Below are 24,515 nucleotides of genomic sequence, written 5' to 3'. Positions count from 1 at the left end.
GGGTGCGCGGACTACACCGTGAGCCCGCGCACCAACAGATCGATGAGGGCGCAGACGAACAGGCTGATGCCGATGAACCCGTTCGTCGAGAAGAACGCCCTGTTCAGCCGGGACAGATCATGCGGCCGCACGATCGAGTGCTCGTAGACGAACGCGCCCGCGACGATCAGCAGACCGAGCCAGAAGAACACGCCGACGTCGGTGGCCAGGGCGTACCAGACGAACAGGGCCGTCGTCACGGCGTGGCAGACGCGCGCGCCCCGGATCGCCGCCGGGATGCCGAAGCGGGCCGGCACCGACATGACGCCGATCTCGCGGTCGGTCTCGACGTCCTGGCAGGCGTAGATCAGGTCGAAGCCGCCGATCCAGATGCCGACGGCGAGCCCCAGGATCACCGCGTCCCAGGACCACTCGCCGGTGATCGCCAGCCAGCCGCCGATCGGGCCCATCGCCTGGGCCAGACCCAGGATGGCCTGCGGGAAGTTCGTGAACCGCTTGCCGTAGGGGTAGACCACCATCGGGATGACGGCGACGGGGGCGAGGGCCAGACAGAGCGGGTTGAGGAGGGCGGCCGAGCCCAGGAAGATCACGACGGCGATCAGCGCGCCCGTCCAGGCGTGCCTCACCGACATCGCGCCGGTCACCAGTTCGCGCTGGGCCGTGCGCGGGTTGCGGGCGTCGATCTCGCGGTCGATGATCCGGTTGACCGCCATGGCGAAGGTGCGCAGACCGACCATGCAGACGGTGACGAGGAGCAGCCTGCCCCAGTGGATGCCCTTGTCCAGCTGGAACATCGCGGTGAGCGCGGCGATGTAGGCGAAGGGCAGCGCGAAGATCGAGTGCTCGATCATCACGAGGCGGAGGAAGGCTTTCGTGCGTCCCGGCTGCGGGAGCGCTGCGGACGCGGAGCTCACAGCCCGTACTCCTTCCAGCGGCGGTCGACCGTCGCCGCCGTATCCGGGTCGGACAGGACCATCTCGGGCCAGCCGCCGTCCCGTGTGTAGCCCTCCTCGGGCCACTTCCGGGTCGCGTCGATGCCTGCCTTGCCGCCCCAGAACTGCTGGTAGGAGGCGTGGTCGAGATGGTCGACCGGGCCTTCGACGACCGTGAGGTCACGGGCGTAGTCCGTGTTGCCGAGCGCCCGCCAGGCGACCTCGTGGAGGTCGTGGACGTCGCAGTCGGCGTCGACGATCACGATCAGCTTGGTCAGCGACATCATGTGCGCGCCCCACACCGCGTGCATCACCTTCTGCGCGTGCTTGGGGTACTTCTTGTCGATCGAGACGATCGCGCAGTTGTGGAAGCCGCCGGCCTCGGGCAGGTGGTAGTCCACGATGTCCGGGACGATGATCTTGAGGAGCGGGAGGAAGAAGCGCTCCGTGGCCCGGCCGAGGGGTCCGTCCTCCGTCGGGGGGCGGCCGACCACGATCGACTGGAGCAGCGGCCGCTTCCGCATCGTCACGCAGTCGATCGTCAGGGCCGGGAAGGGCTCCTGCGGGGTGTAGAAGCCGGTGTGGTCGCCGAACGGGCCCTCGGGCAGCGTCTCGCCCGGCTCCAGCCAGCCCTCAAGGACGACCTCCGCCTGCGCCGGCACCTGCAACGGCACCGTCTTGCAGTCGACCATCTCGATCCGCTTGCCCGCGATGAACCCGGCGAAGAGGTACTCGTCGATGTCGCCGGGGAGGGGGGCGGTGGAGGCGTAGGTGACGGCGGGCGGGCAGCCGAAGGCGATGGCGACGGGGAGCTTCTCGCCCTTGCGGGCGGCGACCTGGTAGTGGTTGCGGCTGTCCTTGTGGATCTGCCAGTGCATGCCGATGGTGCGCTTGTCGTGACGCTGGAGGCGGTAGAGCCCGAGGTTGCGGATGCCGGACTCGGGGTCCTTGGTGTGGGTGAGGCCCAGGTTGAAGAAGGACCCGCCGTCCTGCGGCCAGGTGAAGAGGGCGGGGAGGGCGTCGAGGTCGACGTCGTCGCCGTGCAGCACCACTTCCTGCACGGGCGCGTCCCCCGGCTTCACCTTCTTCGGCGGTACGTGCGTCATCGCGCCGAGCTTCCCGAACGCCTCGCGGACGCCGACGAAGCCGTGCGGCAGCTCGGGCCGCAGCAGTCCGCCGATCTTCTCGGTGATCTCGGCGTACGACTTCAGCCCGAGCGCCTTGAGCAGGCGGCGGTCGGTGCCGAAGACGTTCATCGCGAGGGGCATGCTGGAGCCCTTCACGTTCTCGAAGAGCAACGCGGGGCCGCCGGACTTCTGGACCCGGTCGACGATCTCCCCGACCTCCAGATACGGATCGACCTCTGCCTTGACGCGCTTGAGGTCGCCTTCACGTTCCAGCGCCCTGAGCAGGGAACGAAGATCGTCGTAAGCCATGTGTCCCAGTATCTGCCACCGGCTACCCTGACCCCGTCACCGGGGCCGCCACACGCCCCGCCGCCGTCTCCTGGGGGAACCCGCCGCCATGCTCAGGTATCTGCCGTTTCTGCTGGTCCTGGCGCTGTGGATCTACGCGTTCATCGACTGCCTGAACACCCCCGAGGAAGAGGTGCGGGGACTGCCGAAGGTGGCGTGGGTGTTCATCATCCTGCTCTTCGGCGAGGTCCTGGTCGGTCCGGTCGCCTGGCTGGTGGCCGGCAAGGCGCGCAACGCCCCGGCGGCGGGCGGCCGGCAGTCCTCGGCGCAGTGGGTCGCGCCCGACGACAACCCCGAGTTCCTCAAGTCCCTCGAAGACGAGAAGAAGAAGGAGGACGACCGGGGCGACGAGCAGCTCCTCAAGGACTGGGAAGACGACCTGCGCCGTCGCGAGGAGGAACTCAAGCGCCGCGAGTCCGGCGAGGAGCCCAAGGACAGCTGAGCCCTACAGGTTGTACGCCGGCGAGCCGCCCGAAGCGGACAATGCGCCCCTGGGCGGGGGCCCGCCCGGGCCGGACACTTACCTCGCATGACGACTGCTCCCGCCAGCTCCACCAGCGCCTCAGCCCCCGGGTACGGCGAAAAGGTCATCGCCGTCGAGACGGCGGGCTCGGAACCCATTCCCGACGCCGAACGGCACGGCAGCCCGCTCCAGCTGCTGTGGACGTGGGCTTCCCCGAACATCGAGTTCGCGACCGTCTACATCGGCGTGATCTCGGTCCTCTTCTTCGGCCTGGGCTTCTGGGAGGCCACCGCGGCCCTGCTGCTGGGCACCGCGCTCGGGGCGCTGACGCAGGGCGTGCTGTCGCTGGACGGGCCCCGGTTCGGCGTCCCGCAGATGGTGATCGGCCGCCTCTCCTTCGGCCGCCGGGGCAATCTGCTGCCGTCCGGGGTGAACGCGCTGGTCGCGGGGGTCGGCTGGTTCGCGGTGAACAGCGTGAGCGCGGCCTTCGCGCTGAACACGCTGACCGGTCTGCGGCCGCTGCCCTCCCTCCTTCTCGTGGTGGCCGTCGAGATCGTGATCGGCTTCATCGGCCACAACTTCGTGCACGTCTTCGAGAAGTACGCGTTCCCCGCGCTCGCCGTCGTCTTCCTGCTGGCCGGCGTGTGGACCTTCGACCACGCGGACCTCGGCGGGGGCGGCTCGGGCGGCGGCATCGGCGGCTTCCTCCTCGCCACCAGCACGGCCTGGGGCTACGCGGCCGGCTGGAACCCGTACGCCGCCGACTACTCCCGCTATCTCCCGCGCACGGCGGACCGCTTCCGGACCGTCCTGTATCCGGCGGTCGGCCTGTTCGTGTCCGTCGCGGTCGTGTCGGTGATCGGCGCGGCCTCCGCGACGATCGTCGCCCCCGAGAGCGCCACCCCGACGGCCGCCTTCACCGGCCATCTCCCGGGCTGGCTCGGCGACCTGGTGCTCCTCGCGATCATCCTGGGCGCGATCTCCGCGAACGCCCTGAACGTCTACTCCTCCGCCATCTCCATCACCTCCCTCGGCCTGAAGCTCCCGCCGCGGCTCGGCCGCAGCGCGATCGTCGTGGTGTGCGGTCTGGCCGGTACGGCGGCGGCGTGGGCGTCCCTGGATGACGCGGGGCACGCCTACGAGGCGTTCCTGCTGGTCATCGCGTACTGGGTGGGACCGTGGCTCGGGGTCGTGCTGGTCGAACGCTGGACGCGGTCCCGTACCCCGGACGAGGAGCTGACGCGCCGGCTGGACGACCCGTCCTTCGCCAACTGGCCCGGCGTGGCCGCCCTGTTGATCGGCGTCGCGGCCTCCGTGCCGCTCTTCTCCAACCAGGAGAAGTACGTCGGCTGGGTGCCGAAGCACTGGCCGTCCTTCGGCGACATCACCCCGCTGGTGGGCTTCCTGGTGAGCGCCGGGGTCTACGCGGCACTGCGGGGGCGTACGACGGCGAAGGCGGGGCTCACTTCAGGGTCTTGACCTGGGCGGTGGTCAGGGCCTGGTCGAAGACCCGTACGTCTCTGACGGCGCCGGGGAAGAAGTCGGCGGGGCCGCCGTTGTACTTGGCCCGTCCGATCACCAGGGATCCGCCCGCGGCGGTGGTGTCGGCCACGGTCCCTTCCTGGACGCCGTCGACGTAGACGCGGAGCCGGCGTCCGGGGCCGTCGCACACTCCGACGAGGTGGGTCCAGACACCCGCCGCGGGGGCGGTGCGGGCCACGGCGCGCTGGCCGGCGCCGGCGAAGACCCACTGCCGTTCGTCGCCGGAGTACTGGAGGTAGAAGCAGCTGTTGGCCTCGCCCTCCTGGCTGACGGCGGTGGCGAAGGTGCCCGGGATCGCGGTCAGCCGCACCCACGCCGACACGGAGAAGCTGCGGCCCTCGCTCGTGTCGACCACCGGTCCCGCGGTGACGATCTGACTGCTCGTCCCGTCGAACACCGCGGCCCCGTCGTGCCATTGGACGCCGGTCGCGGTTCCGTCGTTGCCGCCGAGGGTGTCCCGGGCCACGTCCCCGGACGCCTCGTCGAGGGGCCAGAGGCCGACGGGCCCGGGGACGCTGACGGCGGAGGCGGCGGGAGAGGGGGAAGAGGAGGAGGGCGAGGCGTCCGCGCCGGATTTCGCGCCGTCGTCACGGGTCAGCCAGACGCCCGCGCCGACGCCGAGCACGGTGACGGCGCCGGCGAGCAGGAAGCCGCGGCGGCTGCGGCCGGGGCTACGGCCACGGCTGCCGGGATCGCCGGGGACGGTCGGGTCGTACGGGCCGTACGGGTCGTGCAGGCCGCCCGGGCCCTCCGTGCCGTACGGGCCCGGCTGCTGTGGCAGGGGCGGCCGGGCGGCGGTGTCCAGCTGGGTGGCCGCGTGCGTCGGCAGGACCTGCGTGCGCGGATAGTCCCGGATCTCCGCCGCACCGGCCCGCGTGGGCGCATGGGCGGCGGCGGGCACCGAAGCCCCGGGCGTCTGCAGGGCCCCGGCGACCGGGCCGACATGGGTGAGGATCTGGCGCGGGGTGGGGCGGCCGCCGGGGTCCTTCACCAGACACGCGGAGACGAGCGAGCGCAGGGCCGGGTCGGCGATCGCGTCGACGTCGGGTTCGTCGTGGACCACGCGGTAGAGCAGGGCGGGGGTGGGTCCCGCACCGAAGGGGTTTCTGCCGGTCGCCGCGAAGGCCAGCACCGCGCCGAGGCAGAACACGTCGCTCGCCGGGGTGATCGCGCCTCCGGCCACCTGCTCGGGGGACATGAACCCCGGTGAGCCGGCCAGGAGTCCGGTCGCGGTGAGCGAGTCGCTCTCGAGGCTCCGCACGATCCCGAAGTCGATGACCCTGGGGCCGTCCTCGGCGAGCAGCACGTTGGAGGGCTTGAGGTCACGGTGGACCAGGTTCACGGAGTGGATCGACACCAGCGCCTCGGCGAGACCGGCGGCGAGCGCCAGCACCTCCGCCGGGGCGAACGGCCCCCGCTCGGCGACCGCCTGCTCCAGCGAGGGCCCGGCGATGTAACTGGTCACCAGCCAGGGCTGGTCCGCGTCCGGGTCGGCGTCGATCACCGGGGCGGTGAAGGCCCCGCTGACCGAGCGGGCCGCCTGCACCTCGCGTCGGAAACGGGAGCGGAACTCGGGCCTGCGGAGCAGTTCGGAGTGCACCACCTTGACCGCGACGAGCCGACCGCCCGGCGAACGGCCCAGGTACACCTGCCCCATGCCGCCCGCGCCCAGTCTGCTCAGCAGCCGGTACTCCCCGACGGAGCGCGGGTCGTCCGGCTCCAGCGCTGACACAACTGCCTCCCGGCGGGACCGCTCTGCTCCATGGACGCGGCCCAGCTTAGGCCCAGCCCCCGAACAGTTGGCCGAAATCCCGTACGGGGTACGGAAGTTCGAACTTAGGTCAATTCCGCGCAGGTCAGCCCTGGGGCTCCGGTCGCAGGACCAGCTCCAGCAGTCCGGGGAAGCGGGCGTCGTACTCCGCGCGGCGCAGCCGGTTCACCCGCCGGGGCCCTTCGTCGCGCTGCTCGACGAGGCCGGCTCCGCGCAGCACGGCGAAGTGATGGCTGAGGGCGGCCTTCCCGACCGGCACGTCGAAGCTGCCGCAGGCTCGCGACCACTCGGGCGAGCCCGCCAACTCCCTGACGAGGGACAGGCGTACGGGGTCGGAGAGCGCGGCGAGCGCGGCGAGGAGCGGGACGTCGTCGGGGTGGGTGTGGTCGGGCGCGGCCCGATGACTGGCGGTGGCCACGTCGTCCTCCCTCGCGGATGCCGGATACCGGCTTGCCGAGTGTTCGATGAAAACCATACAGTCAAGAGTGTTCGCTCTTCATCGAACAGTCGCGTCGACCGATCAGGTCGACCAGCCGAACCAGGGGTGTGGCATGCGCGCGATCGAGCTTCAGGAGTACGGCGGTCCCGAGGTCCTGCGTCCGGTGGAGGTGGACGTCCCCGAGCCGGGCCCCGGCCAGGTGAGCGTCGACGTGGCCTACGCCGGGGTGAACTTCGCGGACCTGAAGGCGCGGGCCGAGGGCTACCGCGTGCCGGCGCTGCCCTTCCGGCCCGGCCTCGAGGTCTCCGGGCGGGTACGGGCGATCGGCGCGGGCGTGACCGGGCTGTCCGTGGGCCAGGAGGTGACCGCCCTGACGGCGGGCGGGGCCTACGCGGAGGTGGCAGTCGCGCAGGCGGCGACCGTGTTCCCGCTGCCCGAGGGCGTCGGTCTGCGCACGGCCGCGACCCTGCCGACGGTGCTGCCGACGGCGTACGCCCTGGTCCACACGGTGGGCCGGCTGCAGCCCGGGGAGAGCGTCCTGGTGCAGAGCGCGGCCGGCGGCATCGGCACCGTGGTCGGCCAGTTGGCGAAGGCGGCGGGCGCGGGCGCGGTGTACGGCGTCGTGTCGTCGGCGGCCAAGGCCGAGTACGCGCGCGGGTACGGCTACGACGAGGTGTTCGTCGGCGAGTTCGAGAAGGCGGTGCGGGCGGCGACCGGCGAACGCGGAGTCGACCTCGCGCTGGACCCGGTCGGCGGCGAGACCCTCAAGGCCTCCCTGGCCTCCCTCGCCGTGTTCGGACGCCTGGTCTCCTTCGGCAACGCGAGTTCGGCCGAGCCGTGGAGCGTGGGGCAGCCGGAGCTGTACCCGACGGGCCTCTCGGTCTCCGGCTTCTCCGTCCTCACCCTCGCCCAGACCGCACCCGCCGCACTGCGGACGCTGGCCGAGCGGGCGTTCGCGAAGGTCGCCGACGGGACGGCGGTCCTGCCGATCACCGCCGAGTTCCCCCTGGAGGAGGCCGCGCGGGCGCACCGGCTGATGGGGGAGCGCACGAGCACGGGGAAGCTGCTGCTGAAGATCTAGGCCGGTGAAGATCTAGGCTGGTCTCCCCTCCCCTCCCGGAGCCCGCCAGGATGACCGACCGCCCCCTGCGCCCCGTGGACCTGGCCCGACTCGCCGGGCTGTCGACGCAGCAGATCCGCAACTACGAGGACACCGGCGTCCTGCCCCCGGCCGGGCGTACGGCGTCCGGCTACCGCACCTTCGGGGAGACCCACCGGCAGGCGCTGCTGACGTATCGCACGCTGGTGAAGGGGTACGGCCCGGTGGCGGCGGCCCGGATCATGCAGACGGTGCACGCCGGCGACGTCCCGGCCGCGCTCGCCCTGGTCGACGCCGCGCACGCGGCACTGCACGAGGAGCGCACCGCGCTACGGGCGACCGGCGAGGCCCTGGAGACGCTGGGGAACCCACCCCGAACCGCGTCCCCGCCCCCGGCCGGCTCCGGAGGCCTGCGCATCGGCGAGGTCGCCGCGCTGCTCGGCGTACGGACGTCGGCGCTGCGGGTGTGGGAGGCGGCCGGGCTGCTCGCACCGCCCCGGGCGCGGGGCACCGGCTACCGGGTCTACGGGCCCGACGAGGTGCGCGACGCCCGGATCGTGCACTCGCTGCGGCGCAGCCACTACCTGTTCCACCAGATCGGCCCGGTGCTTCAGGAGCTGCGCCGGGAGGGCGACGGCGCGGCGCTGCGGGCGGCTCTCGCGGCACGCGGCCGGACGCTGACGGCCCGCACCCGCGCGATGCTGGCGGGAGCGGGCCGTCTGTACGACTACCTCGACGGTGCCGACGGTCTTGCGGGCGTTACGGGTGTTCCGGGCGTTACGGGTCTTACGGGTCTTACGGGGAATAGGGGCGTCACCGCAGGCGGGACGACGACAGGATCGACAGCAGGTGGGCCGGGACCATCGCCCAGGTGATCAGGGCGATGGCGGCCAGCGCCCAGCGGGTCGGCTCGACCCCGCCGGTCGCCGCGTCGGCGAACGCCACGGCCAGCAGGACCAGCGAGGCCTCGATGCCGTTGGTGACCCGGTGGATCTTGAAGGCGGCGGCGAGGCGGCGCAGGGAGGCGACGCCCTGCGAGCGGGGCGCGGTGGCCTCGTCGTCGGCGACGGCGAGCCCGCGCCGGGCCCGGGCCACGTCCACCAGGTCGGTCGACGCCTTCAGCAGGACGACGCCGAGAGCGGTCGCGAGGCCGAGGGACACCCAGCCGTTGAAGCCCGCCCAGCCGCCGAGGCCGGACTCCGCGGCCCGGAAGCCGAAGCCGATCATCAGCGCCGCGTCGGCCAGGTAGGCCCCGAGCCGGTCGACGTAGATGCCGGTCGCGCTGTTCTGCCCCTTCCAGCGGGCGACCTCGCCGTCGACGCAGTCGAAGAGCAGGAACAACTGCATGAGCAGGGCGGCGAGTACGGCCCCCGCCAGCCCCGGAATGAGCAGTGCGGCCCCGGACAGCACCCCGCACACCACCATCGTCCAGGTCAGCTGGTCCGGGGTGACCGGGGTGCGGACGAGCTGCCGGGTCGCCCGCAGCGAGATCTTCCGCATGTACAGCCGGCCCGCCCAGTGCTCGCCGTTGCGACTGGCGAGCTTGGCCTGCGGCTGGCAGACCTCCCGCAGCTCCTCCAGAACAGGAGCAGCAACCATGACTTTCCTTCCGCCCGGGGCTCAACTGCCGCTTCGCGCGGCGGTGATCGGCACAGGTTAGAGGAGAGCGGCGCACCGGCCCCGCGCAGGGTCCGCACAGAGTCGGGTCGCTGTCGGATCACCGTCGGGTCAGGCGACCGTCCGCAGGCCGTTGCCGGAAGCGGCTGGTCGGGTCCCCCGTACCACCCGGTGTGCGCAGGCCGCCGCCAGCAGTTCGCCGAGCAGGTCCGGATCCCCGATCTCCAGTCCCAGCAGGGACTCGATGCGTTCGAGGCGCTGGTAGAGGGACTGGCGGCCGATGTGCAGGAGGGCCGCCGTGCGGGTCGGCGAGCAGCCGTGGCGCAGGTGGACCTCCAGGGTGCGGACGAGGTCGCTGGGGTGGGCCGCCTCCCAGGCCAGGAGCGGGCCCAGGGTGTGCTGGACGAGGCGGGCGAGCCGGTCGCGGTTGGCGTCGACGCCGCCGCGGGTCAGCTCCCGTTCCAGGGCGAAGGCGCGGGAGGACGTGACCAGGGGGCCGTCGGGGGCGGCGGGCTCGGCGGCCGGGACGGTCAGCGCCAGCTCCAGGGTCGTACGGGCCGCGCGCAGGGTCTCGCTCCAGCGCAGCCAGCCGCCGCCGGCCGCGACGGCGTGCCCGACGGCGACCGTGAGTCCGGGCTCGGCCGCCGTGCGCAGCGCCTCCTGCACGGCGCGTACGGGGTCGCCGGCGCGGCTGCCGGGCAGGGCGAGGAGGGCGAGGACGTCGCCGGGGAAGGCGGCCCGCAGGACCCCGCCGCCGCCCAGCAGCCGTACGGCCCGGTCGACCGCGCCGACCTCGCGGGTGCCGTGCACGGAGACGCCGACGAGCCGCGCGCCCGGCCCCGGGTGGAAGCCGGCGAGGGCGGCGCGCGCCTCCACCTCGGGCTGGTTCAGGGCGGCCCGGTCGGCGAGGTCGGCCAGCAGGCCGGCGGTGTGGTCGTCGCCCCAGGGCCGGGCGACCGAGCGGCCCGACAGTCCGCGGGCCACGATCGCCCGGTTGGCGGCCTCGACGAGCCGGACGAAGGGCACGACCCGGTGCAGGGCGAGCAGGGGCAGGCCGAGCCGGTGCGCCTCGTCCGTCACCTCCGCCGGCATGCTCGGCAGGGACCGCCCGACCTCCACCGCGAGGCCTACGGCCCCCCGGGCGGCCAGCTCCCGGACGTACCGCCGCCGCACCTCCTCCGTGGCCCCGGTCAGCCCGAAGCCGTTGGTGAGCATGAGTTCCCCGCCGTCGAGGAAGTTCGCGCCCTCGTACACCTCGCTGGAGTGGACCCAGCGGACGGGGCGGTCGAGGGCGTCGGCCCCGGCGAGCAGCTCGGGCTCGGCCGCCCGCATCGGGTCTAGGGCCAGGACTTCGCGGAGGGTGAGCGCGGGCACGGGTACCTCCAGGGCGCTGACAGAACGTCCGGCTGCGGGCTGCCGGGAGAGTACTTTCCGCACGTTGCCCTCGTGTTTCGGCCACAGCAGAGTGGACGCATGGAGACGCGGTCAGGAGCTGAGGTCATGGAGCTGATGGATCAGGCGACGGCATACGGCTGGCTGGCCACCGCCGTCGAGGAGGCCCGCGCCGGCCTCGCCGAGGGCGGCATCCCGATCGGCGCGGCCCTGTACGGCGCGGACGGCACACTGCTCGGCCGCGGCCACAACCGGCGCGTCCAGGACGACGACCCCTCGATGCACGCGGAGACGGCGGCCTTCCGGGCGGCGGGCCGGCAGCGCACGTACCGCGGCACGACGATGGTGACCACCCTCTCCCCCTGCTGGTACTGCTCCGGACTGGTCCGGCAGTTCGGCATCTCGCGGGTCGTGGTCGGGGAGTCCGCCACCTTCCACGGCGGCCACGACTGGCTGGCCGAGCACGGCGTGGAGATCGTCCTCCTCGACGACTCCGAGTGCGTCGGGCTGATGCGCGACTTCATCAAGAACAATCCGGCACTCTGGAACGAGGACATCGGTGTCTGAACCCCGCATCCCGACCATCGACCTGCGCCCCTGGCTGGACGGCGACGCCGGGACCCGCGCCGCGATGGCCCGTACCGTCGACGACGCCCTCCAGACCGCCGGTTTCCTGCTGGTCACCGGGCACGGCGTGGACCCGTCCCTGCGGGCCCGCATCCGGGCGGCGGCCCGCGCCTTCTTCGCGCTGCCCGTCGACGTCAAGCAGCCGTACACCGCGAAGGTCGGCGGCCGGGGCTGGCTCGGCCCCGGCGCGGAGGCCAACGGCTACTCGGAGGGCACTCAGACCCCGCCGGACCTCAAGGAGTCCCTCACCTTCGCCACACACGAGCCCTTCGACGACCCGGTGACCAACGCGGAGTGGTACGCGCCGAACGTCTGGCCGGCGGAGACCCCGGAACTCCAGACCCTCTGCGAGGAGTACCTGACGCGGATGGGCGAACTGGAGAAGCAGCTGCTGTCGCTGCTCGGGGAGGCCCTCGGCCTCGAACCGGACTTCTTCTCCCGGCACATGGACCACCCGACCTACGGCTTCAACATCAACTGGTACCCGGGCACGGAGGTCGTCGGCGAGCCCCAGCCCGGCCAGTTCCGCATCGGCCCGCACACCGACTTCGGGACGGTGACGATCCTCGACCGGCAGGCCGGCAAGGGCGGGCTCCAGGTCTGGACGGACGAGGGCGGCTGGGAGGACGCGCCCTTCGACCCGGACGCCTTCACCATCAACATCGGCGATCTGATGGCCCGTTGGACCGGCGACCGCTGGCGCTCCGGCCGCCACCGGGTGCTCCCGCCGCCCGCCGACGCGCCCGCCGAGGAGCTGATGTCCCTCGTCTACTTCGGCGAGTGCACCCCGGGGACGCTCGTGGAGTCGGTGCCCGCGCCGGTGGGACGGGTGGCTTACGAGGCGGTCGACTCGCACGCGTATCTGCGGGAGAAGCTGGACTCGATCACGGTCGACTGAGGCATGCCGTTACGGCACCACCGACGACCGTTTCCGGCCGGAAACACCGACTCGACTCGCACCGCCTGTTCCCACCTGCGGAAACAGGCGGTGTTTCCGTTCCGCAACACCCTTGGCCCTCGGCACCCTTGAGTCACACGCCACGGAATCCAAGGAGGTTGTCTTGAACCCCACCCTGCTGACCATCCGGTCGGCCCTGATCTTCCTGCTCGCGACCCTGGTGGGTGTCGGAACGGGCATCCTGACGTTTATCTCCGGAGCGGGCGTCGCCAAAGCCGTGCTCGCGGGCGCGGGGGGCTTCGGGCTCGCCGTGCCGTTCTTCAACGCCCTCATCGGCTGACCGCGGAAGTGAGGGCGGCGACAGCGGTGGGAAGTCATGTGGGGCAAGGGCGCGGAAAGGCGGGACGGTCAGTGGGGGACGACGAACTCAGCGGCGGGGAGCCTTCCTTCGGCGACGTGGAGCACCTCAAGGGCTTCCAGGATCCGCCGGCCGACCTCTCCCAGGAGAAGCGGGAGCTGGTTCTCGCGATGCGCGGCCTCTTCGAGGGTACGGGGCTCAGCCTGCGCGGGTTCGCCGCGACCCATCACTTCAGCGCGCCCTCGATCTCCCGCTATCTCAAGGGTGACCGCATTCCTGACAAGCAGTTCCTCGACGTCCTCATGAAGTCGGCCTGCCGGCGGAACGGCCTGGAGGTCGACGCCGACCTGCAGGCGCATCTCTACCAGCGGCACCGTGACGCCCTGCTGAGCGATCAGCCCGCCCGGTACCGCGAGCAGATGGCGAGCGACCGGCTGGAGGACGCGATCCTGGAGCGGGAGCAGGCGGAGCTGCGCATTCGTGAGCTCGAAGGAGACCTGTCCGACCACAGGATCCAGTTGGACGAACTCCAGAGGCGCATCCAGGAACCCGGCGCCCAACTGGACCTGCGCCTCCGCCAGAAGGCCGATCTCGAAGTGCATTGCGCCCGACTGCGCGCATCGATCGAGGAGTTGGAGGCGTCGCTGGCCGAAGCGGTTCGGGAACGAGATGCGGCGCGGATGCGCTGTGCGCAACTGGAAGCGGAGCTCGCCACCGCCGAGGAGTCGGCCGAGCGCGAACGGCTGGAACGGCTGGTCACCGAGGAGCGGTTACGAGAGGCGAACGCAGCGGGTGCCGCCGATCAGCATCGCGCCGACCTCGACGCCGCCCGGCGGGAGGCCGAGGCGCAGGCCAGGCAGATCATCGAAGAGGCCACCAGCCGGGTGACGATCATCCGGCCCTCGATCGTCAGCAGGTCGGCGGCTCTGCGTCAGCTTCGGGACGAGGTGCTCCACTTCGCCGAGGTCGAATTTCCAGGACTGGCCGAGCTTTGGTCCAGTTGCCGACCGGAACTCGTCGCACGCAACATCGTCGACGGCGTCGCAACCATCAAACCGATCGGCATCCAAACCAAGGGCGACATCGGGGAGGTCGCCCGAGCGATCGACGCACTCAATCTCGAGGCGGCGCGCATCGTCGCCGTGCAAACGTTGCTCCGTTCGGTCATCGGCAGTGCGCTCCGTCGCCAAAGCGCGCTCATCGAGGCCCTGGACGATGGGGAGCACCACCGTCTGGCACACCTGATCCCCCGTCTGCGCCGCAGCAACGAGACGCTCCAGCTTCTCGCCGGCGAGTCGTCCATCGGTCGCCGGAGCAGGACCGTCCCGCTGGTCGACCTCCTCCGCCAGGCCGCACGGGAAGCGAAGCAGCCCGAGCGTCTCGGTCTGTCGCACATCCCGGAGGTCGACATTCACGGCCCTGGTGTGACCGGTCTCGTGCACCTGCTGGCCGAGTTGCTGGACAACGCCACCACGTTCTCCCCGCCGCCGGCCAAGGTCCGTATCGACGCGCACGCTCTGCCCGACGGCCGCGTAATGATCGAGATCCACGACCAGGGGCTCGGCCTCACCCCCGACGATTTCGCCGACATCAACCACAGGCTGGCCAGCCTGCCGGAGATCCCGGACGTCAAGACCTCCCAGCACATGGGCCTGTTCGTGGTGAGCCGCATCTGCCGACTGTTCGCAATCCGCGTTCAACTGCGCCCGGGAGTGGGCGGGGTCACCGCATTGGTCATGCTGCCCGCCGGGTTCGTCCACCTGGACGCTCAGGACGCCGACACCTCGGCCTGGTACACCGCATAGTCCGCGAAGGTGCGGCGATACCGGGTGTGCCCCGTCTTCTGGGTGTGATCCCGCTGCCACTCCTCCACGTCGGAGGGGTGGCGTTGGGCCTCGGAACCGGCCTTGCACTCGGTGCAGGACGTCTCGTACTCGGCGGCCGCGGAGGCGTCCAGGACCATCGTGTACTCCCGGAGCCCCAAGAAGGCCGTGTGGTAACGGCGTTGGTGGCGGCGCAGCAGTACGTTCGCGTCGGTCTCGGCGCTGCCGTCGTGGCGGGCGCGGGCCGCGTCGCGCAGGGAGGCAAGGTCGAGGCAGGCGGCGCAGTCGCGGACGGGCTCGGGAGGGCCCTGGAGTGAGCGGGAGTTGGCCGCGCGGACGCTCGCGCCGAGGCGTTCGCTCGGGGTGGCCGGGCGGATCGAGTCCGGGTGGGCCTCCCACTCCCGGCCGCCGCCGACGGGGCGCAGCAGGGCGTAGGGGCCCGCCTGGCCTCGGTACTCGCCGACCCTGTCCGACCTGGGGTCGTAGACGACCGTTCCCGTTTCGATCTGGTTTTCGGTGTGTTCGATCATGCCCCGTCCGTGCCCTCTCCGTACCGAGTTGGTGACTCTGGGTATGTAGAGCTTCGCGTGCGGGCACCGTCCGTATCAATGTCCGACGCGTGCCATTGGGCGCATGTCACGGAGGGGGACGGCCTATGACCACCAACGCCATGCTGTTCGGAGAGCTGCTGCGCCACTTCCGTGAGGGTGCGCTGCTGACGCAGGAGGCCTTGGCGGGGGCGATCCCCTGCGACCGGTCTTTTGTGGCGAGGGTGGAGGCGGGGACCCGGGTACCGCAGGAGGCGTTCGCGAAGAAGTGCGACGAAGTGATGGACACCGGTGGGGCGTTGGTGCGGCTGTGGGGGAAGGTCGACTGGTATCCGGAGGTGGAGCATCCGGACTGGTTCAAGCGGCGGGCCGAGATGGACGCGATGGCCACCTCCCAACGGGAGTACCAGGAACGCGTGATGCCTGGCATGTTGCAGACACCCGACTACGCCCGGGCACTGCTCTCACGGCTGTCGAGCGGCACCGAGTTGGAGGAACGGGTCCGGGCCCGACTGAGCCGACAGCAGCGATACCTCACTGACGGCGGTCCGTTGTACGTTGCCGTGCTGGACGAGAGCTGCCTGCGCAACGTCGTGGGAGGAACCGCGATCATGCGAGACCAGTGCGCCCATCTGCTGGAGGTCGGGAAACGACCGAACATCCGCATCCAGGTTGCCCCCGCCGGACGCGAACTCGTCCGCCCCAGTGGCTCCATGTCCCTGATCAAGCTGCCCGACGGGCACGACTGGGTGTACTCGGAGTCCCTGGACCATGGTCATTTCAACGACGATCCAGCCGTCTTCGGTGGCCACAGCCAGACCTATGATGTGCTTAGGGCCGACGCGCCGTCAGCCCCCGAGTCCGCCGCTCTGATCAGCGACGCGATGGAAGGGTACGAGCACTATGAACAGGCACGAGCTCACCGCAACGACCTGGATCAAGAGCAGCTACAGCGATGCCAACGCCGGCAACTGCCTCGAACTCGCCCCCGAATTCGTGTCCGCCGTCCCCGTGCGTGACAGCAAGAACCCCGACGGCCCCGTCCTCCTCCTCCCCCACTCCGCCTGGGCGGCCTTCGTCGCAGGGGTGCGGGACTCCGCTTAGCCCCCGGGGGCGCGATCCAGCCTCACCACCCCCTCCCCCTACCCCTGCGCTGGCGAGTCGGTACGGGCCCTGCTCGCCGACCGCGCCGACGGCCTCCCCGACCACCCTCCGGTCCGCGACAGTACGTGGCACAAACCATCCCGCCCTCCAGGGTGCCGTCCGGCGGGAGCTGGCGGACGTCGCGCGCGACCGCTTCAGCCTCGAACGCACCTCACTCTGCGGTAGTTGACCTGGGGGTCGACGTCCGCGGCCACAACGTCAGGGCCGTACTGGTACTGGCAGGCTTCGTCCCAGGAGAGGAAGCCGTTGGTTGTGATCGATTCCGAGCTTCCGTCCGCACGTACGCAGGTCCAGTCTTTTACGGTGCGAAGTCCCGGATCCTGCTCTGGACGTGAAGAGGCGAACCCCTTGTACACGCAGTAGGCATAGACGTTGACCGGTCGGCCGATCTCCGACGATAGCGCTACTGACGGTCCCGTCGGTTTCGGTTCCTTCACCCACGGTGGCTTGACGTCAGCCCAGACCAAAATTCCGACGAGCGCTGCTACCAGAAACACTGCTCCGACCACTACACCCCAGATGGCCTTGAACGTGCTGTACCACTGGGGGTCGGGCGGGCCCGAGGGTGACGACAACTTCCTGAGCCTTCTGTGTACAGGTGAGCGAGATCGAGATCTGCAAGCAACGGCCGGCCACCGAAATGCACGACCAGCGACACTCCGGACTCACACCCTGCAGAGTCCGGATGCACTACGTAGTTTGCAGTGCTGCAATGGACTTCGAGGACCGTAGCGACGATCCGGGCACCAAGCAAGTTCGGGATAGGCCGAATGACGAATAATAGTCAACCACATCCTGTGCTAGCGAATTGGGCGGCGATTTCGACAATCATCGCCACGCTCTTGACCGTTGCCACCGTCTTCGGAGTTCGCTCATGCGGTCCCGGCCAACGGGATGCCACCTTCGAGGTCAGCTCCAATGCCGGTTGGGTGCGAATACCTCTATCCGTACAACCTGGAAAGACTTTCAAGATCGCTGCTACCGGCAGCTGGACGGTCGACTATCGCAATTTTCCGCAGGTGGGCCCCGAGGGCTATGACGAGACCGCTGACGCTCAGATCTTTCAGGGCTGCAAGGTAGCCCCATATGCATACGCGAAGCTCCTTGGAAAGTTCGGCACAGGCCCCGTCTTCCCAGTTGGTTCCGGGGGAAGTTTCACCGATGAAGACGGAGGTTCGCTGTTCCTGCGGATCAACGACGCCGAGTCGTGCTTCAGCGACAACGACGGGACGCTCACTGTCCACGTAACCGTTTGACCCAATGGCCTGAATCTCTGCGAGCCGCGGCGCTCGGCCTCAGCACACGAGGAGCGTAACAATGCGTGATCGCCTCATTCGCCCATATAGACGAAGTGTGGTCGGAGCGCTTGCCGTGACACTCCTCGGCACAGGGATCACGGTGCCTGCCACCGCACACGCGGACGAGCCACCCGACACCCCTGCCGTTCCGCTGCTTGACGACGCGCTCGCTCGCACCCCGCCCATGGGCTTCAACAACTGGAACTCCACGAACTGCCGAGCCGAGTTCAACGAGACGATGGTCAAGTCAATCGCCGACATCTTCGTCGAACGGGGGCTCAAGGACGCCGGCTACGAGTACGTCAACCTCGACGACTGTTGGGCGCTGCCGCAGCGTGACCCGGACGGCAAACTGGTGCCCGACCCGTTCCGGTTCCCGAACGGATTCAAGGCGCTGGCCGACTATGTCCACGCCAAGGGCCTCAAGCTCGGCATCTACACCAGCGCTGGGACGAAGACATGCAACAGCGCAGGCTTCCCCGGTGCTCTCGGCCACGAGTACGACGACGCCCGGCAGTTCGCCGACTGGGGCGTCGACTACCTCAAGTACGACAACTGCAACAACCAGGGCGTAGACGCCCGGAAGCGCTACACGACGATGCGCGACGCCCTCAAAGCCACCGGCCGACCCATCGTCTACAGCATCTGCGAATGGGGGCAGAGCGCCCCGTGGGAATGGGCCTCCGGCGTCGGCCACCTGTGGCGCACGACCGGCGACATCAGCGACAGCTGGAGCGCGATGCTGTCGATCATGAAGCAGAACCTGCCGCTCGCGCCGTACGCGGGCCCCGGGCACTGGAACGACCCGGACATGCTCGAGGTCGGCAACGGCGGCATGACGGACACCGAGTACCGCACCCACTTCTCCATGTGGTCGATCATGGCCGCGCCCCTGCTCATCGGCTCCGACCTGCGTAAGGCGTCCGACGCAACGTTCGACATCCTCAGCAACACGGAAGTGATCGCCGTCGACCAGGATCCGCTGGGCAGGCAGGGCCAGGTCGTCACCTCCGAAAGCGGACGCTGGGTCGTAGCCAAGCAGATGCAGGACGGCAGCCGTGTGGTCGCCCTCTTCAACGAGTCGGAAAGCGCCCAGCGCATCGCCGCTACGGCGAAGACCCTGGGGCTGCCGGACGCCGACTCCTACACCCTGCGCGACCTGTGGCAGCACGCGAGCCACAACACCGCAGGCAGCATCGCGGCCACCGTGCCGGCCCATGGCGCCGTCCTGCTGCGAGTCGCCGCACACGACGGATGAGCCGACCGTGCCCCGGAGCTGTCCACCCGAGCTTCGAGGCCGCGCTCTCGACATGCGGGCGAAGGGTAGCCAGGTCGATACTTTGCGCTATGAGCCAATACGTCCCCATTCCCGGCAGTGAACGCTCGGCTGCGCCCCAGGCGCGTTCCGCAGGCTCCCTCGATGCCGCGGCGCCCGTCGAGGCCACGGTCGTGCTCCGGCGTCGGGCGGAGGTCCCGCATGACCTGATCATGGGACCCGAGACGATCTCGCAGACCGAGCTGGCGCAGCAGTACGGCGCCGATCCGGCCGATGCCGACCTCGTGAGGAGCGTGCTGGGCCGGCACGGCGTACAGGTGACCGAGGTCGACCTGCCGTCCCGCCGGATCCAGGTTGCGGGCACCGTGGAGCAGATGGCCGAGACGTTCCGTACCGAGCTGTCCCGGGCGGCCAGCCCCGACCCGGCCACCGGGGCGCCCGTCGAGCACCGGCACCGTGAGGGCCCGCTACAGGTGCCCGCGGCGCTGGACGGCGTGATCGTGGCGGTGCTGGGGCTGGACGACCGGCCGCAGGCCCGCCCCCATATGCGGCACGCCCGTGCGGAGGCGCGACGGATCTCCTACAAGCCGACGCAACTCGCGGACGTGTACCGCTTCCCGCCGGGCACCGACGGCAGCGGCCAGACACTGGCGCTGATCGAACTCGGCGGTGGCTTCAGGCCGGCGGAGCTGAAGACCTACTTCGAGTCCCTGGGGCTGCCGATGCCGCGGGTGACCGCAGTGCGCGTCGGGACCGCCCGCAATCACCCCGGCGAAGACGCTGATGCCGAGGTGCTTCTGGACATCGAGGTCGCGGGCGCGCTGGCGCCTGGCGCGGAGCAGAAGGTGTACTTCGCGCACAACACCGACGAGGGCTTCGTCGCCGCGGTGAGCCAGGCCGTGCACGCCACCCCGACGCCGACCGCGCTGAGCATCAGCTGGGGGGCGCCCGAGATCTTCTGGACCGAGCAGGCCCGCCTCGTGTTCGACGAGGCGCTGGCCGACGCTGCGGCGCTCGGTGTGACGGTGTGTGTCGCGGCCGGTGACGACGGCAGCGATGACGGGGTGGGGGACGGCCTGGCGCACACCGACTTCCCGGCAGCCAGCCCGCACGCTCTGGCCTGCGGCGGCACCCGTCTGGACGCCGACCCCGCCACCGGTCAGGTGCGCAGCGAACGGGTGTGGGGCGGCGACGGCGGCGGCGCCACCGGTGGTGGTGTCAGCGAGGCGTTCCGCCTTCCGGTCTGGCAGAACACGGCCGGCGTCCCGCACAACGGGGGAGCTCCGGGCCGTGGCGTACCGGACGTCTCGGGCGTCGCCGACCCGGCCACCGGCTACGAGGTGCTGGTGAACGGCCGCCACTCGGTCATCGGCGGCACCAGCGCCGTCGCCCCCCTGTGGGCGGCCCTGACCTGCCGCATCGTCGAGGCGCTGGGCCGACCGCTCGGCATGCTCCATCCACTGCTCTACACCGACGTCACGCCCGGTCACACCTCACGTGGCTTCCGCGAGATCGTCGAAGGCAGCAACGGAGCCTTCCGCGCCGGCCGCGGCTGGAACGCCTGCACAGGGCTGGGCGTCCCGGACGGTCAGGAACTACTCGCGTCCTTGCGGGAGTTGACCTCTCACTGAGGAACTGGCGAGCCGGCTCATGGTGGAACGCCGCGCGTCGTCGTGAGGCTCTGAAACCGCTCAAGTCGCTTGGCAGGCACGGGAGACGGCCGTCACGATGATGCGCATGACAGCACTCGCGGGACTGAACAAGAAGAACAACTTCGTGCTGCTCGTCCGGGACTCGGACGTGGTCGCGGCGGCCCTGCGCCAGGCGCTGGCCGAGGCCACGCCCGAGGAGCGCCCGGGCCTGGAACGCGCCGCCGCTCTCGTCGACTCCACCTCGGCCGCCCACGAGAAGCAGCTGCAGGCCCGTTGGGTCCACTCCCGGCTGACGGCCGTCGGCTTCACCGGGGACGTCGACTCGGTCTCGGCGGTGAAGGCGTTGCGCCAGGCGGAACCCCGGCTGAGCCTGCTGGCGGCGGTGCAGCTGCAGAAGGAAGCGGTGGCCCACCCGGAGTGATCCGGACGGGCCACCGCCGGCCTTGCCGGTACGCGACTCAGACGCGACTCAGACGCCCGCGTACGAGTGCTTGCCGGAGACGAAGATGTTGACGCCGTAGTAGTTGAACAGCCAGCAGCCGAAGGCGATCATGGCCAGGTAGGCGGCCTTGCGGCCCTTCCAGCCGGCCGTGGCGCGGGCGTGCAGATAGCAGGCGTAGCCGACCCAGGTGATGAACGCCCAGGTCTCCTTGGGGTCCCAGCCCCAGTAACGGCCCCATGCGTCGCCCGCCCAGATCGCGCCCGCGATGATCGTGAACGTCCACAGCGGGAAGGCGGCCGCGTTGACCCGGTAGGCGAACTTGTCGAGCGAGGCGGAGGCGGGCAGCCGGTCCAGGACCGAGTTCGCGAAGCGGCCCGGCGTGCCGCCGCTGGCGAGCTTGTTCTCGTAGGAGTCCTTGAAGAGGTACAGGATCGTGGTGACCGCGCCGACGTAGAACACCGCGCCGCAGAAGATCGCGGTGGAGACGTGGATGTACAGCCAGTACGAGTGCAGCGCCGGGACCAGCTGGTCGCTCGCCGTGTACAGGACGGTGACCGCGAGGCCCAGGTCGAGCAGGACCGTGGTGATCAGGAACAGGCCGAGCCAGCGCACGTTCTTCTTCAGGGCCAGCAGCGTGAGGTACACGCCGACCGCCACCGTGGAGAACGTGAGGTTGAACTCGTACATGTTGCCCCACGGCGCGCGCTCCACCGAGGCCGCGCGGGCGACGACGCCCGCCAGCTCGACCAGGAAGGCGAGCACGGTGAGGGAGACGGCGATCCGGCCGTACATGTCGCCCTGCACGTCACCGCCGTGCGCGCCCGGCCCGTCGGGCACGTCCCGCGCGCCGGACGCCGAGCGCACCACGACCTGCGGGCGCTCCAGGACGGCGGTGCCGCCGTTCTTCTGGACGGTGACGGCCGGGGCCTGCGCCTTCTTCTTGGCCTCGGCGGTCAGCGCGGCGGCCGTACGGCCGACCTTGCTGCGACTGCCGAGGAGCCATTCGGCGATATAGGCGAAGAAGGCCAGGGTGTAGACGGCCATCGCGGAGTAGATCAGCGTGTTGCTGATGTTCGCGAGGTTCTCGTTGGTGGCGACGGCGAGATCCGTAGTGGCGGCGAGAGTCATTTCTCAGCCCCTTCGGCAGGTACGGCTTCGGGATCGAGGGTGTCGGGGGATGCGGGGGATGCGGGCGATGCGGGGGTGTCGGGGTCGGGAGAGGCTCCGGGAGCCTGGTCGTACAGGATCCCGGCGAGGTCGCCGAGCTCCTCGGGCACCTTGGCGGACTCGCTGCGGCCGAGTCCGGCCATCTCGACGACCGTCACCCCGTCAGCGCCGCGCGTCGCGCGCACCCACACCCGGCGGCGCTGGATGAACAGGGAGCCGGCCAGACCGAAGATCGCGGTGATCGAGCCGCCCAGCGCCCAGCCACTGCCGGGCTGCTGCGTGACCTGGAAGTTCGCCCACTCCTTGGTGCCCTCGTAGGTGATCGAGCCCGCGCCGCCCGGGAGGGTCATGGTCTCGCCGGGCGTGAGGTTCCCGCGCAGCTGCTCGTCCTTGGAGTCCTTGAACTCCTTCATGTGCGACTTGTCGAGCTGGTACACGCTCTGCGGGATGCCCGAGTCGACGCCCAGGTCGCCGTGGTAGGGCGTGAGGTTCAGCACCGGGTTGAGCAGCGCCGGGAAGGAGGAGGCCGTCTCCATGCCCTTGACGTACGACGGCAGGAAGAAGGCCGAGATGCCCAGCTGCTCGGTGACGCCCTTGGCGTTCTTGTAGCCGTCGTAGACCTTCACCACTCCGGAGGAGGTGACGTTGGCGTCGAGCGGCAGCAGCGGCACGGCGTCGCTGAAGACGACGTTGCCCTTGCCGTCCCGGACGGTGACGACCGGGGCGTAGCCGTGCGCGGTGAGGTAGACCTTCGAGTCGCCGATCTCCAGCGGCTCGTTGACCTTGACGACGGTCTTCTTGCCCTTGCCGTACGCCCCGACGCTGTAGGTGAGGGCGGCCTGGAAGGTGCGGGGGGTGCCCTTGTTCGGGCCGGTCTTCTCGTACGTTCCGGTGAACTTGTCCAGGGTGAAGCTGAACGGCGTCAGGTCGTCGACGCTGAAGAGGTTCCCGGACTTGAAGTCGTCGTAGGAGATGAGGGTGTTGGAGAAACCGCCGCTGCCCTCGACGAGGAGCTTGTTGCCCTCGGACTTGAAGAGCTGGCCCCAGGCGAAGGCGATCAGCATCACGATCAGCGCGATGTGGAAGGCGAGGTTGCCGACCTCGCGCAGATAGCCCTTCTCGGCGGCGACGGCGTCACCGGCGAGATGGGCCCGGAACCGGCGCTTCTTCAGCAGTGCGAGGGCGGCCTCGCGGACCTGCTCGGGCTCGGCGCGCGTCTGCCAGGTCGTGTAGGCGGGCAGCCGGTTCAGCCGCTTGGGCGCGCCCGGCGGACGGCCGCGCAGCTGGCCCACGAACTGCCAGGTGCGGGGCACGATGCAGCCGACCAGGGAGACGAACAGCAGGATGTAGATCGCGGAGAACCACACCGAGCTGTACACGTGGAAGAGGCCGAGCTTGTCGTAGATCGGCGCGAGCGTCCCGTGCGCCGCACGGAAGTCGGCGACCTTCGTCTCGTCGTTGCCGGACTGCGGGATCAGCGAACCGGGGATCGCGCCGAGCGCCAGCAGCAGCAGGAGCAGCAGCGCCACCCGCATCGAGGTGAGCTGACGCCAGAACCAGCGGGCCCAGCCGATCACGCCCAGGCCGGGCAGGTTGGCCAGGGTGTCGGCGGGGGCCGTGGACAGCTGGGAGCCGGCGGCGCTCAGGTTCTGGTCGTCGGAGGCGACGGCCACTTCGGCGGCGGCCCGTTCGGCGGCAGCCCCTTCGGCCGCGGCGGCCTTGCCGGCTGTGGGCTCGTCGGCGGCGGTCTTGCTCATCGGTCAGATCCCCACAGTGAAGCCGTTGGACCAGGACTGCATGTCCTGTACGACGGAGTCCCACACGCCGGTCACCAGCAGCAGACCGGTCCCGATCATCATGACGCCGCCGACGCGCAGGACCCACACATAGTGCCGCTTGATCCAGCCGAAGGCTCCGAGCGCCTTGCGGAAGGCGACCGCGGCGACCACGAACGGGAGACCGAGGCCGAGGCAGTAGGCGACGGTCAGTATGGCGCCGCGGCCCGCGCTGGACTGCTGCGAGGACAGGGCGAGCACGGAGGCGAGGGTCGGACCGATGCAGGGCGTCCAGCCGACGCCGAAGAGCGCGCCGAGCAGGGGCGCGCCGACCAGTCCGGCCACCGGCCTGGTGTGGAAGCGGAACTCCCGCTGGGTCATCCAGGGCATCAGCCCCATGAAGAACACGCCCATGAGGATCATGAGCACGCCCAGCACCTTGGACAGGGTGTCCTGCTCCGCCTGGAGCGTCGCCCCGAAGTAGCCGAACAAGGCCCCGCCGGAGACGAACACGGCGGTGAAGCCCGCCACGAACAGCGAGGCCCCGGCGACCATCCGGCCGCGCCGGGCCTCGGCGAGATCGGTGCCGGTGACCCCGGTGACGTAGGAGAGGTAGCCGGGCACCAGCGGCAGGACGCACGGGGAGAAGAAGGAGACGAGTCCGCCGAGCAGCGCGACGGGCAGGGCGACCAGCAGGGCCCCGTTGAGCACGGTGCCGTTGTAGCCGTCCGCGGCGAGCAGGGTGACTGCGCTCATG

General features: G+C 70.4%; 22 protein-coding genes and 2 pseudogenes. 14 read left to right on the top strand and 10 right to left on the bottom strand.

All coding sequences use genetic code 11. From position 1 onward, the window contains the following. Positions 1–11: 11 nt before the first annotated feature. A complete protein-coding gene (gene mqnP / locus OG562_RS25080) occupies positions 12–914 on the bottom strand; it encodes a menaquinone biosynthesis prenyltransferase MqnP (protein ID WP_266401439.1) in 903 nt (300 codons plus the stop codon). Then, complete coding sequence (locus tag OG562_RS25075; RefSeq protein ID WP_266401438.1) at positions 911–2,368, bottom strand: menaquinone biosynthesis decarboxylase; 1,458 nt, start codon at positions 2,366–2,368, stop codon at positions 911–913. The genes mqnP and OG562_RS25075 overlap by 4 nt, the downstream gene beginning before the upstream one ends. An 88-nt stretch (positions 2,369–2,456) precedes the next feature. On the opposite strand from OG562_RS25075, the gene OG562_RS25070 reads away from it, so the two are divergent. Both OG562_RS25070 and OG562_RS25065 read left to right on the top strand, forming a co-directional pair. After that, positions 2,457–2,849: a PLD nuclease N-terminal domain-containing protein gene (locus OG562_RS25070; protein ID WP_266401436.1), complete on the top strand. Its 393-nt coding sequence runs from the start codon at positions 2,457–2,459 to the stop codon at positions 2,847–2,849. 87 nt (positions 2,850–2,936) lie between these two features. After that, positions 2,937–4,349, top strand: a complete 1,413-nt coding sequence (locus OG562_RS25065; RefSeq protein WP_266401434.1) for a cytosine permease — start codon at positions 2,937–2,939, stop codon at positions 4,347–4,349. On the opposite strand, the gene OG562_RS25060 is transcribed toward OG562_RS25065, so the two are convergent. Together OG562_RS25060 and OG562_RS25055 are read right to left on the bottom strand one after the other, a co-directional pair. After that, positions 4,333–6,144 (bottom strand): LamG-like jellyroll fold domain-containing protein, encoded by a 1,812-nt coding sequence (locus tag OG562_RS25060; RefSeq protein ID WP_266401432.1) that lies wholly within the window; start codon positions 6,142–6,144, stop codon positions 4,333–4,335. The two genes, OG562_RS25065 and OG562_RS25060, sit on opposite strands and share 17 nt — an antisense overlap. A gap of 124 nt (positions 6,145–6,268) precedes the next feature. Beyond that, positions 6,269–6,601, bottom strand: coding sequence for a helix-turn-helix transcriptional regulator (locus tag OG562_RS25055; RefSeq protein WP_266401430.1), 333 nt, complete (start codon positions 6,599–6,601; stop codon positions 6,269–6,271). Positions 6,602–6,734: 133 nt separating this feature from the next. On the opposite strand from OG562_RS25055, the gene OG562_RS25050 reads away from it, so the two are divergent. Both OG562_RS25050 and OG562_RS25045 read left to right on the top strand, forming a co-directional pair. Then, positions 6,735–7,703, top strand: a complete 969-nt coding sequence (locus OG562_RS25050) for a zinc-binding dehydrogenase (RefSeq protein WP_266401427.1) — start codon at positions 6,735–6,737, stop codon at positions 7,701–7,703. 50 nt (positions 7,704–7,753) lie between these two features. Beyond that, positions 7,754–8,596: a MerR family transcriptional regulator gene (locus tag OG562_RS25045; protein ID WP_266401426.1), complete on the top strand. Its 843-nt coding sequence runs from the start codon at positions 7,754–7,756 to the stop codon at positions 8,594–8,596. Here OG562_RS25045 and OG562_RS25040 read toward each other — a convergent pair. Both OG562_RS25040 and OG562_RS25035 read right to left on the bottom strand, forming a co-directional pair. Next, entirely contained in the window at positions 8,535–9,320 is a 786-nt protein-coding gene (locus tag OG562_RS25040; RefSeq protein ID WP_266401424.1) for a CDP-alcohol phosphatidyltransferase family protein, read from the bottom strand. The genes OG562_RS25045 and OG562_RS25040 overlap by 62 nt on opposite strands. 129 nt (positions 9,321–9,449) lie before the next feature. Continuing rightward, entirely contained in the window at positions 9,450–10,712 is a 1,263-nt protein-coding gene (locus OG562_RS25035) for a PucR family transcriptional regulator (RefSeq protein WP_266401423.1), read from the bottom strand. A gap of 126 nt (positions 10,713–10,838) precedes the next feature. Between OG562_RS25035 and OG562_RS25030 the strand changes: the two genes are divergently transcribed. The 4 genes from OG562_RS25030 (at position 10,839) to OG562_RS25015 (ending at position 14,418) form a co-directional block, all read left to right on the top strand. Next, a complete protein-coding gene (locus tag OG562_RS25030; protein ID WP_266401421.1) occupies positions 10,839–11,297 on the top strand; it encodes a nucleoside deaminase in 459 nt (152 codons plus the stop codon). Beyond that, positions 11,290–12,255 (top strand): isopenicillin N synthase family oxygenase, encoded by a 966-nt coding sequence (locus OG562_RS25025; RefSeq protein ID WP_266401418.1) that lies wholly within the window; start codon positions 11,290–11,292, stop codon positions 12,253–12,255. The genes OG562_RS25030 and OG562_RS25025 overlap by 8 nt, the downstream gene beginning before the upstream one ends. 163 nt (positions 12,256–12,418) lie before the next feature. After that, on the top strand, positions 12,419–12,595 hold the full coding sequence (locus tag OG562_RS25020; protein WP_266401416.1) for a hypothetical protein: 177 nt from the start codon (positions 12,419–12,421) through the stop codon (positions 12,593–12,595). Between the two features lie 71 nt (positions 12,596–12,666). Next, complete coding sequence (locus OG562_RS25015) at positions 12,667–14,418, top strand: ATP-binding protein (protein WP_266401413.1); 1,752 nt, start codon at positions 12,667–12,669, stop codon at positions 14,416–14,418. Here OG562_RS25015 and OG562_RS46045 read toward each other — a convergent pair. Then, positions 14,382–14,966, bottom strand: a complete 585-nt coding sequence (locus OG562_RS46045; protein ID WP_323187553.1) for a hypothetical protein — start codon at positions 14,964–14,966, stop codon at positions 14,382–14,384. The genes OG562_RS25015 and OG562_RS46045 overlap by 37 nt on opposite strands. 125 nt (positions 14,967–15,091) lie before the next feature. Here OG562_RS46045 and OG562_RS25005 point away from each other — a divergent pair, with 125 nt between their 5' ends. From OG562_RS25005 to OG562_RS24980, 6 genes and pseudogenes are all read left to right on the top strand, one after another. After that, on the top strand, positions 15,092–16,003 hold the full coding sequence (locus tag OG562_RS25005) for a helix-turn-helix transcriptional regulator (protein ID WP_266401411.1): 912 nt from the start codon (positions 15,092–15,094) through the stop codon (positions 16,001–16,003). Further along, positions 15,975–16,088 (top strand): annotated as a pseudogene (locus tag OG562_RS25000) (DUF397 domain-containing protein); the annotation flags it as partial. The gene OG562_RS25005 and the pseudogene OG562_RS25000, both read left to right, overlap by 29 nt. Positions 16,089–16,990: 902 nt before the next feature. Then, a complete protein-coding gene (locus OG562_RS24995) occupies positions 16,991–17,404 on the top strand; it encodes a hypothetical protein (RefSeq protein WP_266401409.1) in 414 nt (137 codons plus the stop codon). A gap of 61 nt (positions 17,405–17,465) precedes the next feature. After that, positions 17,466–18,692, top strand: a pseudogene (locus OG562_RS24990) (glycoside hydrolase family 27 protein); the annotation flags it as partial. Positions 18,693–18,793: 101 nt separating this feature from the next. Next, a complete protein-coding gene (locus tag OG562_RS24985) occupies positions 18,794–20,353 on the top strand; it encodes a protease pro-enzyme activation domain-containing protein (RefSeq protein WP_266401407.1) in 1,560 nt (519 codons plus the stop codon). 106 nt (positions 20,354–20,459) lie between these two features. Next, positions 20,460–20,795: a hypothetical protein gene (locus OG562_RS24980; RefSeq protein ID WP_266401405.1), complete on the top strand. Its 336-nt coding sequence runs from the start codon at positions 20,460–20,462 to the stop codon at positions 20,793–20,795. A 48-nt stretch (positions 20,796–20,843) separates the two neighbouring features. Here OG562_RS24980 and ccsB read toward each other — a convergent pair whose 3' ends face one another. The 3 genes from ccsB to OG562_RS24965 are packed head-to-tail and all read right to left on the bottom strand — an operon-like array spanning position 20,844 to position 24,514. Continuing rightward, complete coding sequence (gene ccsB / locus OG562_RS24975; protein WP_266401402.1) at positions 20,844–21,944, bottom strand: c-type cytochrome biogenesis protein CcsB; 1,101 nt, start codon at positions 21,942–21,944, stop codon at positions 20,844–20,846. Next, complete coding sequence (locus tag OG562_RS24970) at positions 21,941–23,740, bottom strand: cytochrome c biogenesis protein ResB (RefSeq protein WP_266401399.1); 1,800 nt, start codon at positions 23,738–23,740, stop codon at positions 21,941–21,943. Before OG562_RS24970 ends, ccsB begins: the two co-directional genes overlap by 4 nt. 3 nt (positions 23,741–23,743) lie before the next feature. Continuing rightward, complete coding sequence (locus OG562_RS24965; protein WP_266401397.1) at positions 23,744–24,514, bottom strand: cytochrome c biogenesis CcdA family protein; 771 nt, start codon at positions 24,512–24,514, stop codon at positions 23,744–23,746. Position 24,515: the final 1 nt, after the last annotated feature.

Origin of the sequence: Streptomyces sp. NBC_01275 (genome assembly GCF_026340655.1) — a bacterium.
Taxonomy (GTDB): Bacteria; Actinomycetota; Actinomycetes; order Streptomycetales; family Streptomycetaceae; genus Streptomyces.
The sequence above is the reverse complement of the archived record's forward strand: the minus strand, read 5'-3'. Positions and strand labels throughout refer to the sequence as shown.

What these genes read in the sequence shown, in the direction of transcription:
- OG562_RS25075 (WP_266401438.1), bottom strand. Translation starts at nt 2,368, where the DNA reads ATGGCTTACGACGATCTTCGTTCCCTGCTCAGGGCGCTGGAACGTGAA.
- OG562_RS25070 (WP_266401436.1), top strand. Translation starts at nt 2,457, where the DNA reads ATGCTCAGGTATCTGCCGTTTCTGCTGGTCCTGGCGCTGTGGATCTAC.
- OG562_RS25065 (WP_266401434.1), top strand. Translation starts at nt 2,937, where the DNA reads ATGACGACTGCTCCCGCCAGCTCCACCAGCGCCTCAGCCCCCGGGTAC.
- OG562_RS25050 (WP_266401427.1), top strand. Translation starts at nt 6,735, where the DNA reads ATGCGCGCGATCGAGCTTCAGGAGTACGGCGGTCCCGAGGTCCTGCGT.
- OG562_RS25045 (WP_266401426.1), top strand. Translation starts at nt 7,754, where the DNA reads ATGACCGACCGCCCCCTGCGCCCCGTGGACCTGGCCCGACTCGCCGGG.
- OG562_RS25040 (WP_266401424.1), bottom strand. Translation starts at nt 9,320, where the DNA reads ATGGTTGCTGCTCCTGTTCTGGAGGAGCTGCGGGAGGTCTGCCAGCCG.
- OG562_RS25030 (WP_266401421.1), top strand. Translation starts at nt 10,839, where the DNA reads ATGGAGCTGATGGATCAGGCGACGGCATACGGCTGGCTGGCCACCGCC.
- OG562_RS46045 (WP_323187553.1), bottom strand. Translation starts at nt 14,966, where the DNA reads ATGATCGAACACACCGAAAACCAGATCGAAACGGGAACGGTCGTCTAC.
- OG562_RS25005 (WP_266401411.1), top strand. Translation starts at nt 15,092, where the DNA reads ATGACCACCAACGCCATGCTGTTCGGAGAGCTGCTGCGCCACTTCCGT.
- OG562_RS24985 (WP_266401407.1), top strand. Translation starts at nt 18,794, where the DNA reads ATGAGCCAATACGTCCCCATTCCCGGCAGTGAACGCTCGGCTGCGCCC.
- OG562_RS24980 (WP_266401405.1), top strand. Translation starts at nt 20,460, where the DNA reads ATGACAGCACTCGCGGGACTGAACAAGAAGAACAACTTCGTGCTGCTC.
- ccsB (WP_266401402.1), bottom strand. Translation starts at nt 21,944, where the DNA reads ATGACTCTCGCCGCCACTACGGATCTCGCCGTCGCCACCAACGAGAAC.
- OG562_RS24970 (WP_266401399.1), bottom strand. Translation starts at nt 23,740, where the DNA reads ATGAGCAAGACCGCCGCCGACGAGCCCACAGCCGGCAAGGCCGCCGCG.
- OG562_RS24965 (WP_266401397.1), bottom strand. Translation starts at nt 24,514, where the DNA reads ATGAGCGCAGTCACCCTGCTCGCCGCGGACGGCTACAACGGCACCGTG.